The sequence below is a fragment of the Vibrio sp. 10N.222.54.E6 genome, assembly GCF_041473955.1.
GTDB lineage: Bacteria > Pseudomonadota > Gammaproteobacteria > Enterobacterales > Vibrionaceae > Vibrio > Vibrio tasmaniensis_A.
Genome location: NZ_JBFRTD010000006.1, coordinates 104,718 through 119,944, shown reverse-complemented (window position 1 = coordinate 119,944; position 15,227 = coordinate 104,718). Strand labels below are relative to the sequence as shown.

The 15,227-nt window shown below is 44.8% G+C and carries 15 protein-coding genes; 5 read left to right on the top strand and 10 right to left on the bottom strand.

Annotation, left to right across the window (positions count from 1 at the left end; genetic code table 11):
* Window positions 1-104: 104 nt before the first annotated feature.
* Complete coding sequence (locus tag AB4513_RS01690; RefSeq protein ID WP_009844930.1) at window positions 105-1,067, top strand: nitrilase family protein; 963 nt, start codon at window positions 105-107, stop codon at window positions 1,065-1,067.
* Between the two features lie 180 nt (window positions 1,068-1,247).
* Here the strand turns inward: AB4513_RS01690 and AB4513_RS01685 are convergent, their stop codons facing one another.
* The 10 genes from AB4513_RS01685 to AB4513_RS01640 all read right to left on the bottom strand — a co-directional run bounded on the left by AB4513_RS01685 (window position 1,248) and on the right by AB4513_RS01640 (window position 9,926).
* On the bottom strand, window positions 1,248-1,691 hold the full coding sequence (locus tag AB4513_RS01685) for a F0F1 ATP synthase subunit epsilon (protein ID WP_004730391.1): 444 nt from the start codon (window positions 1,689-1,691) through the stop codon (window positions 1,248-1,250).
* Between the two features lie 14 nt (window positions 1,692-1,705).
* Complete coding sequence (atpD, locus tag AB4513_RS01680; RefSeq protein ID WP_004730394.1) at window positions 1,706-3,091, bottom strand: F0F1 ATP synthase subunit beta; 1,386 nt, start codon at window positions 3,089-3,091, stop codon at window positions 1,706-1,708.
* A 44-nt stretch (window positions 3,092-3,135) separates the two neighbouring features.
* Window positions 3,136-4,005: a F0F1 ATP synthase subunit gamma gene (atpG, locus tag AB4513_RS01675; protein ID WP_009844931.1), complete on the bottom strand. Its 870-nt coding sequence runs from the start codon at window positions 4,003-4,005 to the stop codon at window positions 3,136-3,138.
* Window positions 4,006-4,052: 47 nt separating this feature from the next.
* Window positions 4,053-5,594, bottom strand: coding sequence for a F0F1 ATP synthase subunit alpha (gene atpA, locus AB4513_RS01670; RefSeq protein ID WP_102257616.1), 1,542 nt, complete (start codon window positions 5,592-5,594; stop codon window positions 4,053-4,055).
* A gap of 9 nt (window positions 5,595-5,603) precedes the next feature.
* Window positions 5,604-6,155, bottom strand: a complete 552-nt coding sequence (locus AB4513_RS01665; RefSeq protein WP_009844933.1) for a F0F1 ATP synthase subunit delta — start codon at window positions 6,153-6,155, stop codon at window positions 5,604-5,606.
* Window positions 6,156-6,166: 11 nt separating this feature from the next.
* Window positions 6,167-6,637 (bottom strand): F0F1 ATP synthase subunit B, encoded by a 471-nt coding sequence (locus AB4513_RS01660; RefSeq protein WP_004730401.1) that lies wholly within the window; start codon window positions 6,635-6,637, stop codon window positions 6,167-6,169.
* 54 nt (window positions 6,638-6,691) lie between these two features.
* Entirely contained in the window at window positions 6,692-6,928 is a 237-nt protein-coding gene (atpE, locus tag AB4513_RS01655) for a F0F1 ATP synthase subunit C (RefSeq protein WP_004730405.1), read from the bottom strand.
* Window positions 6,929-6,974: 46 nt separating this feature from the next.
* Entirely contained in the window at window positions 6,975-7,745 is a 771-nt protein-coding gene (atpB, locus tag AB4513_RS01650) for a F0F1 ATP synthase subunit A (protein WP_017111917.1), read from the bottom strand.
* Window position 7,746: 1 nt separating this feature from the next.
* Entirely contained in the window at window positions 7,747-8,148 is a 402-nt protein-coding gene (locus AB4513_RS01645) for a hypothetical protein (RefSeq protein WP_004730409.1), read from the bottom strand.
* Between the two features lie 896 nt (window positions 8,149-9,044).
* A complete protein-coding gene (locus tag AB4513_RS01640; RefSeq protein WP_102257617.1) occupies window positions 9,045-9,926 on the bottom strand; it encodes a LysR family transcriptional regulator in 882 nt (293 codons plus the stop codon).
* Window positions 9,927-10,083: 157 nt separating this feature from the next.
* Here AB4513_RS01640 and AB4513_RS01635 point away from each other — a divergent pair, with 157 nt between their 5' ends.
* The 4 genes from AB4513_RS01635 (at window position 10,084) to AB4513_RS01620 (ending at window position 15,177) form a co-directional block, all read left to right on the top strand.
* Complete coding sequence (locus AB4513_RS01635; RefSeq protein ID WP_004730412.1) at window positions 10,084-10,482, top strand: RidA family protein; 399 nt, start codon at window positions 10,084-10,086, stop codon at window positions 10,480-10,482.
* A gap of 189 nt (window positions 10,483-10,671) precedes the next feature.
* Entirely contained in the window at window positions 10,672-12,132 is a 1,461-nt protein-coding gene (locus tag AB4513_RS01630; protein ID WP_004730413.1) for an aldehyde dehydrogenase family protein, read from the top strand.
* Between the two features lie 210 nt (window positions 12,133-12,342).
* On the top strand, window positions 12,343-13,338 hold the full coding sequence (locus tag AB4513_RS01625) for a membrane dipeptidase (RefSeq protein WP_102257618.1): 996 nt from the start codon (window positions 12,343-12,345) through the stop codon (window positions 13,336-13,338).
* Between the two features lie 231 nt (window positions 13,339-13,569).
* Entirely contained in the window at window positions 13,570-15,177 is a 1,608-nt protein-coding gene (locus AB4513_RS01620; RefSeq protein ID WP_017098973.1) for a BCCT family transporter, read from the top strand.
* The last annotated feature ends 50 nt before the right edge of the window (window positions 15,178-15,227 follow it).

The window sequence follows — 15,227 nt, the reverse complement described above, 5'->3', positions numbered from 1 at the left end:
CCAAATACTCATTGAATTGAGAATATCTTTCATTATATGGAATTGAATTGATTTTTTATACTAGGTTCATACCAATCAGATAAAGCGAAGTTTGAGGACGAACCATGAAGAAAGACATCAAAGTAGCGTCGGTTCAATTTAACCACCACGCAGGTGATAAGGCGTATAACTTATCGGTTATAGAGCAATACGTTCAAAAGGCTGCGGACAGTGACGTGCAGATCGTCAGTTTCCCGGAGATGTGCATCACTGGCTACTGGCATGTGTCTGCTTTGTCGCGAGATGAGATTGAAGCGTTAGCGGAACCTGTACCGGGTGGTGAATCGACTCAAAAGCTGATTGCACTGGCAACACAGTTTGGAATCAGTGTTGGCGCGGGCTTGATAGAGCAGGGCATCGATGGCGAATTATACAACACCTACGTATTCGCCATGCCCAATGGTGAGGTACAAAAGCACCGTAAACTGCACACCTTCGTTAGCCCACATATGAGCAGTGGCGACCAATACACAGTGTTTGATACGCCTCATGGTTGCAAAGTCGGTATCTTGATTTGTTGGGATAACAACTTGGTTGAGAACGTCAGGATCACTGTTTTGAAAGGCGCCGATATATTGATTGCGCCACACCAAACGGGCGGTTGTCATTCACGAAGCCCGAACGCGATGAAGCGAATTGACCCTGAGTTATGGTTTAACCGAGATGAAAACCCAGATGCGATTCGTGCAGAAATGCAGGGCAAGAATGGCCGCGAGTGGCTAATGCGTTGGCTGCCTGCAAGAGCGCACGATAACGGCCTCTTTGTGGTGTTCAGTAATGGTGTAGGTGTTGATATGGACGAAGTGAGGACAGGCAACGCGATGATCTTGAGCCCTTACGGTGAAATCATTGCTGAGACCGATAGTGTTGATAACGATATGGTGATTGCAGAGCTAAAAGCAGAAGAGTTAGATATGTGTACGGGCAGACGTTGGATTCGTGGTCGTAAGCCAGAGCTTTATCATTCACTCACACAACCTCTTGGTCATGAACTTGATCCGCACCAAGCGCGTTTTGCTGAGAAATAATGGTGTAAGCGCTGGTGAAAAAGGATGTATTAGGGACGGTTGAAAGGGAGGGGGAAGTTGGAGGGGAGAGAAGAGTTCCTGATGTAGTCTACCCACTTAAACTGTTTTTAAGTGGGTAGACTATTTACACATCAAGCATCAAGCACCAAGCATCAAACGTCAAACGTCTAAGTTCTATTCTCAGTGTCGAGTGCGAGAAGACGTCAGTTCTGATGCACGAAGTTGAGCAACGGCTTTTGCTAGTTCAAGCTGAGCTTGTGCAAAGTTGATGTCTACATTGCCCTTATTGATATTTTCTAGAGCTGCATATTTCGCTTCTTCTGCGCGAGCGCGGTCAATATCTTGACCGTGCAAGGCAGTATCGGCTAACACCGTTACCACATCCGGTTGAACTTCCAACATCCCGCCAGAGACATAAAGCACTTGCCCCTCTGATTTAGGATCTGTGACAAACACTGTGACGCCCGGCTTGATCTTACTGAGAAGCGGGGAGTGACCGGGGCGGATCCCCAGCTCACCATCAGCGCCAGAAACGGCTAGGGCATACGCTGGACCTGAAAACAGCGTACCTTCCGCACTTACAATATTAAGTTGAAATGTATTATCTGTAATTCCGATAGCCATGGTGTACCTGCCTCTTAGAGTGATTTTGCTTTGTTAAGCACTTCGTCGATAGAACCACAGTACAAGAATGCCTGCTCTGGGATATCGTCATATTCGCCGCCTAACAGGCCTTTAAAGCCTCTTAGTGTTTCGCTTAGCGGTACAAATACACCTTTCTGACCAGTAAACACTTCGGCTACGTGGTAAGGCTGAGTTAAGAAACGTTCAATCTTACGAGCGCGAGATACGGTCTGTTTGTCTTCAGTAGACAGCTCATCCATACCAAGAATCGCGATGATGTCTTTTAGCTCTTTGTAGCGTTGCAGCGTTGTTTGGACTTTTTGTGCAATGTCGTAGTGCTCTTGGCCAACCACAAGTGGGTCTAATTGGCGAGAGGTTGAATCCAATGGGTCGATTGCAGGGTATAGGCCCAATGCCGCGATATTACGAGACAGTACAACGGTCGCATCTAAGTGAGCAAAGGTTGTTGCTGGTGATGGGTCAGTCAAGTCATCCGCAGGTACGTATACCGCTTGGATAGACGTGATAGAGCCTTGTCTAGTCGAGGTGATACGCTCTTGAAGCACACCCATCTCTTCAGCGAGTGTTGGTTGGTAACCTACTGCTGAAGGCATACGGCCTAACAGTGCTGATACTTCTGTTCCCGCAAGTGTATAACGGTAGATGTTATCAATGAACAGCAGTACGTCACGACCTTCATCTCGGAAGCGCTCAGCCATAGTCAGGCCTGTAAGTGCAACACGTAGACGGTTTCCCGGTGGCTCGTTCATTTGGCCGTAAACCATGGCTACTTTGTCTAGTACACCCGCTTCTTTCATCTCGTAGTAGAAGTCGTTACCTTCACGAGTACGCTCACCAACACCGGTAAATACAGATAGACCTGAGTGGGCTTTTGCGATGTTGTTGATAAGCTCCATCATGTTGACAGTCTTACCTACGCCAGCACCACCGAACAGACCAATTTTACCGCCCTTAGCGAACGGACAGATAAGGTCGATAACCTTAACGCCGGTCTCAAGAAGTTCAGTGCTGTTTGCTTGTTCTTCATAAGAGGGTGCTTCACGGTGAATTTCGTAGCTTTCTTTTTGACCGATTTCACCGCATTCATCGATAGGCTGGCCAAGAACGTTCATGATACGGCCTAAGGTTTCTTCGCCCACAGGAACAGTGATTGGAGAACCGGTGTTTTCAACAGTTAGGCCTCGGCGCAAGCCATCTGACGTACCCATTGCAATACAACGAACGATACTGCCACCCAGTTGTTGCTGAACTTCCAATACGAGAGAGCTTGCTTCTTCGCTCGTCACTTTCAATGCATCATAAACGCGTGGGCTGTTGCCGCCGCTGAACTCGACGTCTACCACCGCGCCGATAACTTTAACTATTTTTCCAACACTCATCTCTAAATCCTCAAATTCTATTCTTAACCCACTCTTTTCTGCCCTTAGACAGCTTGAGCACCTGAGACTATTTCACTCAGTTCTTGGGTAATGGCAGCCTGTCGCGCTTTGTTGTATACCAACTGCAAATCATCGATGAGTTGGCCTGCGTTATCGGTCGCCGCTTTCATGGCCACCATTCGGGCTGCCTGCTCACAGGCAATGCTCTCTACGATGCCTTGATACACTTGCGATTCAATGTATCGATGTAACAGCTCAGAGAGGATGTCTCTTGGTGCTTGTTCATAGATGTAGTCCCAACGACGTGCTTTTTTCGCGCCTCCATCGGCTTCAGAATCTGAAGGGTGGGGCAGCAACTGCAAGGTCGTTGGTTCTTGAACCATGGTGTTGATGAACTGGTTATAAACGAGATACAAGCTGTCGATTTTTTCGTCGTCGTAATGCCCTAGCATCGCGTTAACCGTACCTAAAATGTCTTCTAATTTAGGCGCGTCACCAAGGCCTGACGTTTGCGCGATAACATTGCCGCTGCGTTGGAAGAACGAGATAGCCTTAGATCCCACTAAGGTTGTTTCTACCTCGACTCCCTTGGTGCGCCATTGCTCCATTTCTTCTAACACTTTCTTGAACAAGTTCGAGTTCAAGCCACCACATAAGCCCCGGTCGGACGAAATAATGATGTAAGCAACGCGTTTTGGTTCACGCTGTTGAAGGTAGGGATGCTGGTATTCGAGCGACCCTGATGCGACATGAGAGATAACTTTGCGCATGTTCTCTGCATATGGACGTGTTAGCGTCATATTGTCTTGAACCTTACGCATCTTACTTGCCGCAACCATCTCCATTGCACTGGTGATTTTCTGAGTGTTACTAACACTGCCTATCTTGGTGCGAATTTCTTTAGTATTTGCCATTATCTGCTCCTAATTTGTTTTGATTTCCAGCCAACAAACCGGAGCGTTTACCAAGCTTTCAACGCTACAAAGTCACCGAGAAGCTTTGCAAGAGCGCCATCAATTTCATCGTTGTAGTCACCATTAGCGTTGATGGTGTCGAACAACTCTGGGTTTTGACCTTTCGCGTAAGCAATCAATTCTTCTTCAAAACGTGCAATTTTGTTCAACTCTACGTCAGCCAAATAGCCTTTTTCTGCTGCGTAGATAACCGTTGCTTGCTCAGCGACAGACATCGGAGAGTATTGCTTTTGCTTCATCAATTCGGTTACACGCTCACCATGGTCAAGCTGCTTACGCGTCATGTCATCTAAGTCAGAAGAGAACTGAGCAAATGCGGCTAATTCGCGGTATTGAGCTAATGATGTACGGATACCACCAGACAGTTTCTTGATGATCTTGCACTGCGCCGCGCCACCCACACGAGATACCGAGATACCAGGGTCAACAGCAGGACGTAGGCCTGAGTTGAACAGTTGGGTTTGTAGGAAAACCTGACCATCAGTAATTGAGATTACGTTGGTTGGTACAAACGCAGATACGTCACCCGCTTGAGTTTCAATGATAGGAAGCGCTGTCAGTGAGCCTGTTTGGCCTTTCACTTCACTGTTCGTGAACTTCTCTACGTATTCCGCATTCACTCTTGCAGCACGTTCTAGTAGACGAGAGTGGAGGTAGAATACGTCGCCAGGGAAGGCTTCACGACCCGGTGGGCGTTTCAGTAGCAATGAGATTTGACGGTAAGCGACGGCTTGTTTTGATAGGTCATCATAGATGATCAGTGCATCTTCACCACGGTCACGGAAGTATTCGCCCATGGTGCAACCCGCATAAGGTGCTAGGTATTGAAGCGCGGCTGATTCTGATGCTGATGCTACAACAACGATGGTATTTTTAAGCGCATCGTGGTCTTCGAGTTTACGAACAACGTTTGCGATAGTAGAGGCTTTCTGGCCGATAGCCACGTACACACATTTGATACCAGAATCTTTCTGATTGATGATCGCATCGATAGCTAACGCTGTTTTACCCGTCTGACGGTCACCGATGATAAGTTCACGTTGACCACGACCGATAGGCACCATGGTATCAACGGCTTTATAACCAGTTTGAATTGGCTGATCGACGGACTTACGCTCGATTACGCCGGGAGCAATTACTTCTACAGGGTCTAGTCGGTCACAACTCACTGGGCCTTTGCCATCGATTGGCTCACCTAGTGTGTTCACTACACGGCCAAGAAGTCCGTTACCTACTGGTACTTCCAAGATACGACCTGTCCCTTTGACTTTCATACCTTCAGAGAGGTCAGTGTAGGGACCCATAACCACGGCACCGACTGAGTGCGTGTCAAGGTTAAGAGCAAGAGCGTATTTGCCACCTGGAAGCTCGATCATCTCACCCTGCATGACATCCGCAAGGCCGTTAATGGTAATGATGCCGTCACGAACCGAGACTATAGTGCCTTCGTTGCGAGCTTCGGTGCTCACATTAAATTTCGAGATGCGATCTTTGATTAGATCGCTGATTTCATTTGAATTTAATTGCATAATTGTTACCTATCTCGCGTGAAGTTGATGGGCTAATCGGTTAATTGATGTGTTCAAAGAACCATCGATGACGGTTTCGCCCGCCTTGATTACGATCCCGCCAACCAGCGAGTCATCAATAACCTGTTCCATTTCAACCTGACGTTCTAATTTCTTCTCAAGTGCAGCAGTGAGTGATGTAACTTGATCTTGTGTAAGCAATTCTGAACTGGTGACAGTGACAGGGATTACACGTTCATGTTCGTCCTTTAGGTCGCTGAACAAGTTAAACAAGTCTCTGATCACTGCAAGACGGCCATTCTCAGCCAAGACTTTAATGAGATTAATGACGTGGTCATCAACGAGTCCTTGGCAAACGTGAATGATGAGATTGACCAGTTCTTCAGATTGCTGTGTATGAACACCTTCTGCTGATGAAATCTGTTTAGCGATCGTTTCTTCTTCCGCTACCGTCACAAGAATGGACAGCATTGAGTGCCACTCTTGTAACTTGTTTTCACCTAAAGCAAAGTCGAACGATGCTTTAGCGTAGGGATGAGCAATATTGGTGTAATCTGACATATTGCCTCCGTTTAGAGTTCGCTTATCATTTGATCAACTAACGCTCGGTTCGTTTCAGAATCTAGGTTTTTGCTGATCAATTTCTGTGCACTTTGAATAACAGCGTCTGCCATATCCGCCTGAAGTTCACGGCGTAACTTTTGACGTTCGCCTTCTAGCTCAGCTCTACCTTGCTCTAAGATGCGTGCTTTTTCTTGCTCACCTTCTTGGTGAGCTAGGGTGATGATTTCGTTGCGGCGTTTTTTGCCTTGCTCAATCAGTTCGGTCACATTTTTTTTCGCATCTGCGACGAGTTGTGCGCCATTTGATTTTGCTAGTTCTAGCTCTTTCGCTGCATTCTCTGAGTGGCGTAAACCATCAGCGATTTCTTTTTGGCGCTCGTCTAACATCGCGGTGAGAGGGGGCCATACATATTTCATGCATAGCCAAACAAAAATCACGAATGAGATTGCTTGACCAAACATGCTGGCATTTAAATTCATACCTTCCTCACTAAATCTTGATTATTTACAAATCGATCTTTTCAAAGCTTTCAATTAAGCAACGGCAAAGATGATGTATAGACCGATACCAACACCGATCATCGGTACAGCATCCACAAGGCCCATCATGATGAAGAATTGAGTACGAAGCATTGGCGTAAGGTCTGGTTGACGAGCAACACCTTCAAGGTATTTACCTGCTAAGTTACCAATACCAGATGCTGCACCTGCTGCACCTAAACCGATCAGTAATGCACCTGCTACATATAAAACTGCGCTTACGATATCCATTTGTATCTCCGATAAATAATGTGTTAGTTAATTTTTTAGTTATTAATTAGTGGTGTTCTTCTGTTGCCATTGCTAAGTAAACAACGGTCAGTACCATAAATATAAATGCTTGTAAGAATACGATTAATATGTGGAACAAGGCCCATGGAACACTTAGTGCCCATTGCATCCACCAAGGCATTAGTGCGATAAGGATGAATATCATCTCGCCTGCATACATATTTCCGAATAATCGTAAGCCTAGTGATATTGGCTTTGAAATTAATGTTATTAATTCAAGAACAAAGTTAACAGGATATAAAAGAGGGTTATCAAATGGCTGAGTAGTTAGCTCTTTGATAAAGCCTTTCAAACCTTTATTTTTCAACGTATAAGTTAACAATAAAATAAACACACCGAGTGCCATCGACATTGGGACATTTACATCCGCTGTCGGTAGATCTCTAAAGTGTTCTAAACCCATTACACGAGTTAACCCTGGTATTAAATCTATAGGCAATAGGTCGACTGCATTCATTAACAACACCCAAACAAAAGTGGTTAATGCCAGTGGCCCTATTAATTTATCCTCCGCTTGAAAAATCTCTTTGACTAGGTTGTTAACGAAATCAAAGATAAGCTCGATAAAACATTGAAAACGACCTGGAACACCGCTAGTGCCCTTGGTCACTACATATCGAAAAGCTCCAATAAACAGTAAACCCGTGATCCAAGATACCAACATTGAGTCAATGTTGAACGCCCAGAAACCATCACCTGTAGTTAAGAAGGTTAAGTGATGCTCTATGTATTCGTGAGCGGTAGTGACTTGATCCATACTACACGTACTCCGATCTTGTAGAGGCAGTAATAAATGGTGTTAAGAAGTACCCAATCATTGTGAAAATATACGCGTATAATATTACTGGGTTATCCAATTTAAAAAACTGGAATGCCAAGATAAACATTAAGAACGTATAGGTTATTTTCACGACACGACTCATTTGCATTAAGTCACGTAAACTATAATTAGGATTCTTGTGCACCTTAAGGCTTGCATATATAAAACCAAACAGCGGTGGTAACATCGCGATTACGACACCCAAAGCTGAAGACTCCATATCTACTTTATTACCAAAAAACACTTCATATAAAACTACACCGACGGCTAATACTATTTGGCAGAGAACAACTCTTTTAGCAGCAACAAGGATGTCGCTACTTATCCCATTAAGCCTCATAATAAAACCTTATATTTAACAGTGTAAGTCAATATAAAACACAGTTTGAATATGTTTTGTTACTAGCACTTACTTGTTAATAGCAATTTGACTTGTTAATAAACCTTTACTTGTTAACAAAGAAATAATCTTTCTGGCTTTATATCTCCTGACGAAATTAAACGTTAAAAACTAACTCGCTATCGTTTCGACAAAATATAAACTACGCCTAAAATTATGTGATCAAAACGACAAATATCGGCATCAATAATTCCATTTTTGAAATGAGTGTTTTTCATTTATGAAAGTAATAGTTCTATTATTAAACCCATGAATATTTAAAATGCTTTGTTTATAGCGAGAAAAGGGAGGTTTTACCCAGAAAATTAGAGATAAAGAATATTAAGATATGACGTTATCAATTAAGCATATTCAATGACTTAGAGTCTTTCCTAAATGTGATGACGGGTTGGTATTCGAAGCGGGGTATAACCAAGATTTTGTTGATATTGGAAGGTTTCGTTTGTGTAGTGAAATAGCAGTATGGTGCTCCTTATCATTAAGCTAATATTTTTTAATATCGTTATCATATTTTCATTATTGATGTATTGGAACGCGAATCAACACGCCCAGCACCGGGTTCAAGATGAAAATTTGATGAAAAATTCAGCGTCCAACCGCTGATGCAACAAAATCTAGGGTCGATGATGAGAGCGAGGAAACATACATACAGATGGAAAGTACGGGTTAATTGACTCAAAAATAGAGGTATCGCTGAGGTTGGGTCGAATTATTATCAGACGAATTCGCAGAGCATCGACCCAGAAATCACAGTTTCAATACAGAAATAGTTGGAATCTAAAGATGTTTGTCGTATCAATAGGCCTATAGGAAGCGCATTCATTCATGTTTCTCTATTACTCTTCATAGCTTAGGTATTGAATACACAAGTCATGAAAGGCTTGTGCTTGTGGCGAGATCGTACGGTCAGCCAATCTGAAAATACCGATCTGACGCTGTAAGGGCGGGTCAATCAATGGAATCCAAACCAAACGGGTTTCATTGGTTGGGAAAGCCAGCTTAGGTAGTGTGGTCACGCCTATCCCGAGCTCTAACACTGAAAACAACGAAGTGATGTTCTCTACTGAATACAGAGCCTGTTCGCTGAGCATTCGTGCGGGAGTTGGGTCAAGTAGGGTACAAGTACCGTTGCGAATGAAGGGTTGTTTTAACAAAGTTTGCCATTCTATTCCCTCTCGTTGAGAGGCGATAGGGTTGTCTTTGAGGCAGACCACACCAATAGGGTCAGAGAGTAAAGGCGTGAAATCGATGCTCTTTTCTTCTAAATGGGAGCTATTTCCGAGGGCTACATCCACCTCTCCAGAGAGTAATCTCGCTTCCACACCTGCCGCATTATCATCAATTAAGCTGACCTCAACATTGGGGTACTTTTCGCAAAAAGCCCCTAAAACACTAGGGATTAGTTTTGCGGCCACTGAAGGGACACTCGCTATTCGAACTCGCCCTTGCTGGCCAGCTGCTGCAGCACGGAGGTCGTTATCTAATGCCTTGTAAACATTTAAGAATTGAATGATTTTCGGTAAACATATTTCGCCAAAAGGTGTCAGCGTCGATTTGTTGCCCGTTTCAAACAGTGGTTGGCCGAGAATTTTTTCTAGCTCTTTTATCGATGTTGAAAGTGCCGCTTGCGAGCGATTTGCTCGGTGAGATGCCGCTCTAAATCCGCCTTCTTCGACCACTAAAACAAAATGTTTTAACTGTTGTAGCTTAATACTCATGACAGGAATCCTTCTCTAGGCCTTGCTATACCTTACTTTTTTAAAGGTGATAGATTTTATTTATCAAATGCACAAAATTTACCGTTAGATTTATCAATCGTCAAGGTGCAGTATTTAACCATCTTGAAACATAGTTGTTACAAAGTTGGATGGAATCGTGAACGCACAAACTAAAAAACACCCAGTAAAAACCGAGCTTTTCGCTTCAAAAGCACCACTAGAGTGGGCAATCGTTAATAACGGCACTCTATACACAGCGCAGATTCCAATTGATGAAACTGGCGCAGTAGTAGAAGGCGGTATCGAAGCGCAAACGCGTCAGACTTTTAACAACCTTGTTCATACGTTGGAGTGTGCAGGCGAATCTATGGATTCAGTGCTGCAAGTTCTGATTTACGTGACAGACCGTGAATATCTAAAAACGGTTAACAGCGTATACGGAGAATACTTCAATGCACCTTATCCAAACCGTGCTGCGGTCGTCGTTGCAGGGTTAGCAAGAGAAGAAATGTTGGTTGAGTTCGTGGTTTACGCATCAGCCTCTCAACCTGAATAAAGATACTGTGAACTGAGGCAATTTGCGGATTAAAGCTATTTGTCTGTAAAGATCTTTATTGATACAAGCGTCTTGGTTCAGTTTTAGATACAAGATTTAAACGTTATTTCTTATATAAATTAACGTTTTATTCATTAATCAGATGGTTGCCAGGCTCAAACGCAACCTAACCGTTACAAGGACAGAATGATGACTCAATTACAGAATGTTCAAGCAGAAAACGCACTTTACATTGGCGGCGAATGGCAAGCGGGTGTAAGCACCGTTGCGAACATTAACCCATCAGATATTTCTGAAAACATCGGTAACTTCGCACAAGCAAGTGCTGACCAAGTTCAACAGGCGATTTCAGCGGCAAAGCACGCTCAACCAGAGTGGGAAAAAACGCCGATTGAACGTAAGCAAGCAGTACTTCAAGCAATCGGTGATGAGCTGATTGCACGTTGTGATGAGCTAGGTACGTTGCTTTCTCGTGAAGAAGGTAAGCCTTTTGCTGAAGGTCGTGGCGAAATTTACCGTGCAGGCCAGTTCTTCCAGTACTTTGCAGCTGAAGTACTTCGTCAAATTGGCGACAACGCAGAATCAGTACGCCCTGGCGTTTCTGTTGAAGTGACTCGTGAAGCGGTGGGTGTTATCGGCATCATCTCTCCTTGGAACTTCCCGACAGCGACTGCTGCTTGGAAAATCGCTCCAGCGCTTGCTTTCGGTAACAGCGTTATCTGGAAACCAGCAAACCTAACACCAGCAAGTGCGGTTGCGTTAACTGAAATTATCCACCGTCAAGGCATGCCAGCAGGCACGTTCAACCTTGTTCTAGGCAGCGGTTCGAAAGTAGGTGATGCACTGATCAACTCTAAAGAAGTGAACGGTGTGAGCTTTACTGGTTCTGTTGATACAGGTCGTAAGGTTGCAGCTGCTACAGCGCCAAACTTCGTTCGTTGCCAACTAGAAATGGGCAGTAAGAACGCACTTGTGGTTGCTGATGATGCTGATATTCAAACAGCTGTTGATGCAACTATTGCAGGTTCGTTCTCTGGCGCAGGTCAAAAATGTACAGCATCTTCTCGTCTCGTGGTTATGGATGGCATTCACGACCAATACGTTGAAGCACTAATCAAGCGTATGAGCGAGCTTAAAGTGGGTCACGCACTAGAAGACGGCGTATTCATGGGCCCTGTTGTCGATGGTAACCAACTTGAAGCAAACCTAGGTTGGGTTGAGAAAGCACGTCAAAGCGGCGGTGAGCTAGCATTTGGTGGCGAACGCCTAAGCATGAAACACGAAGGTTTCTACATGTCTCCAACGCTGTTCTTGAATACTAAGAACGATTGGGAAGTGAACCAAGAAGAAGTGTTTGCACCAATGGCAAGCGTGATTCGTGTAGCTGACCTAGAAGAAGCTATCGCGACAACAAACGATACTCGCTTTGGTCTAACGGGCGGCATCATTACTCAAAGCCTACGTACTAGCGCAATGTTCAAGCAACAAGCGCAAACAGGTTGTGTGATGGTGAACCTACCAACAGCAGGCACGGATTACCACGTACCGTTTGGTGGTCGTAAAGAGTCTAGCTTCGGTCCTCGTGAGCAAGGTCAGTACGCGAAAGAGTTCTACACAGTCGTGAAGACAGCTTACCAGCGTCCTTACTAATCCACTTTCTATATAAGAATTGGATAGCTGAGGATATTAAGTCCCTAGCTATCCAGCTATCGAATTGGCCTGATTCACAGAGTCAGGCCAACATCCCAACCAAAGCCGCAAACGAAATTAGACAAGTGATTTAACCCATTTTTGAAAACATGTTATTTGAGCGTGTTTTCAAAACCGAGCTAGAACACTGAGCTTTCAATAGGAGTGGTTATGTACCAGCAACGGATTGTTATAGATGGATTGCAATACTGCAATTGGAACAGAGAATATTTCCAAACACTAAAGGCGAGCGGCATTACAGCAGTTCACGCTACCGCGGTTTACCACGAGACAGCTCGTGAAACCTTATCTCGCTTTGCAGAATGGAACTTAAGATTCGAGCAGAATGCAGACATTATCATGCCGATTCATTCAATGGCTGATGTTGAAACTGCAAAAGCGACCGGCAAAGTCGGCATTTTCCTTGGTGCTCAAAACTGTTCGCCAATCGATGATGAGATTGGTCTTATCGAAGTGATGCGTCAGCAGGGTCTTTTGATCATGCAGCTTACTTACAACAACCAAAGCTTACTGGCGACAGGTTGTTATGAGCAGAACGACACAGGCATCACGCGCTTTGGTAAACAGGCTATCGAAGAGATGAACCGAGTGGGCATGATCATCGATATGTCTCACAGTGCGGAGCGTTCAACGCTTGAAGCGATTGACCTGTCTTCTCGTCCTATTTGTATCAGCCACGCGAACCCAACGTTTGCTCATGATGCACTACGAAACAAATCAAACGATGTGATTAAAGCCCTAACCGAACGCGGTGGCTTAATTGGATTCAGCTTGTACCCATTCCACCTACCAAATGGCAGCCAATGTACGTTGGAAGATTTCTGCCAAATGGTTGCGACGACCGCTGACATGGTTGGCGTAGAACACCTAGGTATTGGTAGTGACCTATGCTTAAACCAACCTCAAGCCGTTCTTGAATGGATGAGAAATGGTCGTTGGTCTAAAGCAATGGACTACGGTGAAGGCTCTGCGAACAACTCAGGTTGGCCAGATGCGTTGCCTTGGTTCTGTGGTAGTGCGGGTATGGAAAATATTTATAACGGATTGATGCGTCATGGTTTCAGCGAGTCTGAAGCTGGGCAAGTCTTGGGAGAAAACTGGTTTAACTTCTTGAAAGATGGCCTAGAGCCTCAAAGTAAGGGTTAAGTGCTTTCTCACTAGTAATCATCGAATTAGCAGCCTTCTAATTAACCTTCATTTAGAAGTGCTGTTGTTACCAATTTAACTATTCAAAAGGAACAACGGTCTATTTCGCAACGCGGTAACCCAAACATGGATTAGCCTGCCCAACACAAAAAACAATAGGGCAGGTGTTAAATACACCTCTTGTAGTCATCATTAAAATGACAGCTGCAAAGAAACCTCTGGAGTCAGAGTATGTCTGATTTAACCAATAGCGTGAAATCTTCAAACGTAAATGCGGGTCAAGCACACACAGCAAGCAACAAAACGAGTAACACAAACCAGTCTGAATCGACTTCAGACAAATTAGGACTTACCAACCCAGCATTATGGTACAGCGGCGGTTTTATCGCTCTGTTCGTGGCGCTTGCTTTATTTGATGGCGAGCTGCTATCAAGCTTAGTAAATACAGGCTTTGCTTGGTCGGTAAAAGTGTTCGGTCCTTATTGGCAAATGCTTCTTCTTCTGACTTTTCTTATTGGTCTTGGCCTGGCGGCAGGGCGAACAGGCAAGGTTATCCTAGGCGGCATCGCGAAACCTGAAATGGATGGCTTCCGTTGGATGGCAATCATCTTCTGTACGCTACTTGCGGGCGGTGGTGTATTTTGGGCGGCAGCAGAGCCTATCGCACACTACGTTAACCCACCACCGTTGTATGGTGCACAAGAAAACGCACAGCAAGGCGCAGTGAATGCTTTATCACAATCATTCATGCACTGGGGTTTCCTAGCATGGGCTATTGTGGGCAGCTTAACGTCTATCGTGGTTATGCACCTTCACTACGACAAAGGCTTGCCTCTTAAACCTCGTATTTTGCTTTACCCAGTTTTGGGCGAAAGAGCACTGAAAGGCCATACCGGCGCATTGATTGATGCATGTTGTATTGTCGCTGTAGCGGCGGGTACTATCGGTCCGATTGGCTTCTTGGGTTTGCAAGTCAGCTACGCTCTGAATGAACTGTTTGGTATTCCAGATGGCTTCACAACTCAGCTAATCATTATCTTGTTCGCTATCGTGCTTTACACATTGTCGGCATTAAGTGGTCTCAACCGCGGAATGCAAATGCTAAGTCGTTACAACGTAATTTTGGCAATGGCATTGATGATTTACATCCTTATCTTCGGTCCAACGAACTTCATCTTCAATGGCTACATTCAAGGTGTAGGCAGCATGATAGATAACTTCATCCCAATGGCAACATACCGTGGTGATGAAGGTTGGTTAAGCTGGTGGACAGTGTTTTTCTGGGGTTGGTTCTTAGGTTACGGCCCAATGATGGCAATCTTCATCGCTCGTATTTCACGCGGTCGTAGTATTCGCCAATTGGTATCAACCATTAGCCTTATCGCACCGTTTGTAACTTGCTTCTGGTTCACGATTGTTGGTGGCTCTGGTCTTGCGTTCGAAATTGCAGATCCAGGCAGCGTAAGTAAAGCGTTCGAAGGCTTCAACTTACCAGGCGCGCTACTGGCGGTAACTCAGCAGCTACCTATGCCAATGCTTATCTCTATTCTGTTCTTGATCTTAACCACGATCTTCATCGTAACGACCGGTGATTCGATGACTTACACCATCAGTGTGGTAGTCAGTGGTGAGACTGAGCCTAACGCAATTATTCGTACTTTCTGGGGTGTGATGATGGGGGTAACGGCATTGATTCTGATTTCCCTAGGTTCTGGCGGCATTTCAGCGCTGCAATCGTTCATCGTAATCACAGCGGTACCAGTGTCCATAATCTTACTGCCATCGCTCTGGAATGCGCCTCAAATCGCAATCAAGATGGCAAAAGAACAGGGTTTGTAGAAGAGCCGAGTTTATAAAAGAGCAGGGTCTGTAAAGAAATGAGCCTGTAG

Bases quoted from the DNA above. Each gene is read 5' to 3' on its own strand.
- atpD (WP_004730394.1), bottom strand. From the start codon at position 3,091: ATGAGTGTTGGAAAAATAGTTAAAGTTATCGGCGCGGTGGTAGACGTC.
- AB4513_RS01630 (WP_004730413.1), top strand. From the start codon at position 10,672: ATGACTCAATTACAGAATGTTCAAGCAGAAAACGCACTTTACATTGGC.
- AB4513_RS01665 (WP_009844933.1), bottom strand. From the start codon at position 6,155: ATGTCAGATTACACCAATATTGCTCATCCCTACGCTAAAGCATCGTTC.
- AB4513_RS01685 (WP_004730391.1), bottom strand. From the start codon at position 1,691: ATGGCTATCGGAATTACAGATAATACATTTCAACTTAATATTGTAAGT.
- AB4513_RS01645 (WP_004730409.1), bottom strand. From the start codon at position 8,148: ATGAGGCTTAATGGGATAAGTAGCGACATCCTTGTTGCTGCTAAAAGA.
- AB4513_RS01625 (WP_102257618.1), top strand. From the start codon at position 12,343: ATGTACCAGCAACGGATTGTTATAGATGGATTGCAATACTGCAATTGG.
- AB4513_RS01690 (WP_009844930.1), top strand. From the start codon at position 105: ATGAAGAAAGACATCAAAGTAGCGTCGGTTCAATTTAACCACCACGCA.
- AB4513_RS01620 (WP_017098973.1), top strand. From the start codon at position 13,570: ATGTCTGATTTAACCAATAGCGTGAAATCTTCAAACGTAAATGCGGGT.
- atpA (WP_102257616.1), bottom strand. From the start codon at position 5,594: ATGCAATTAAATTCAAATGAAATCAGCGATCTAATCAAAGATCGCATC.
- AB4513_RS01660 (WP_004730401.1), bottom strand. From the start codon at position 6,637: ATGAATTTAAATGCCAGCATGTTTGGTCAAGCAATCTCATTCGTGATT.
- AB4513_RS01640 (WP_102257617.1), bottom strand. From the start codon at position 9,926: ATGAGTATTAAGCTACAACAGTTAAAACATTTTGTTTTAGTGGTCGAA.
- atpG (WP_009844931.1), bottom strand. From the start codon at position 4,005: ATGGCAAATACTAAAGAAATTCGCACCAAGATAGGCAGTGTTAGTAAC.
- atpE (WP_004730405.1), bottom strand. From the start codon at position 6,928: ATGGATATCGTAAGCGCAGTTTTATATGTAGCAGGTGCATTACTGATC.
- atpB (WP_017111917.1), bottom strand. From the start codon at position 7,745: ATGGATCAAGTCACTACCGCTCACGAATACATAGAGCATCACTTAACC.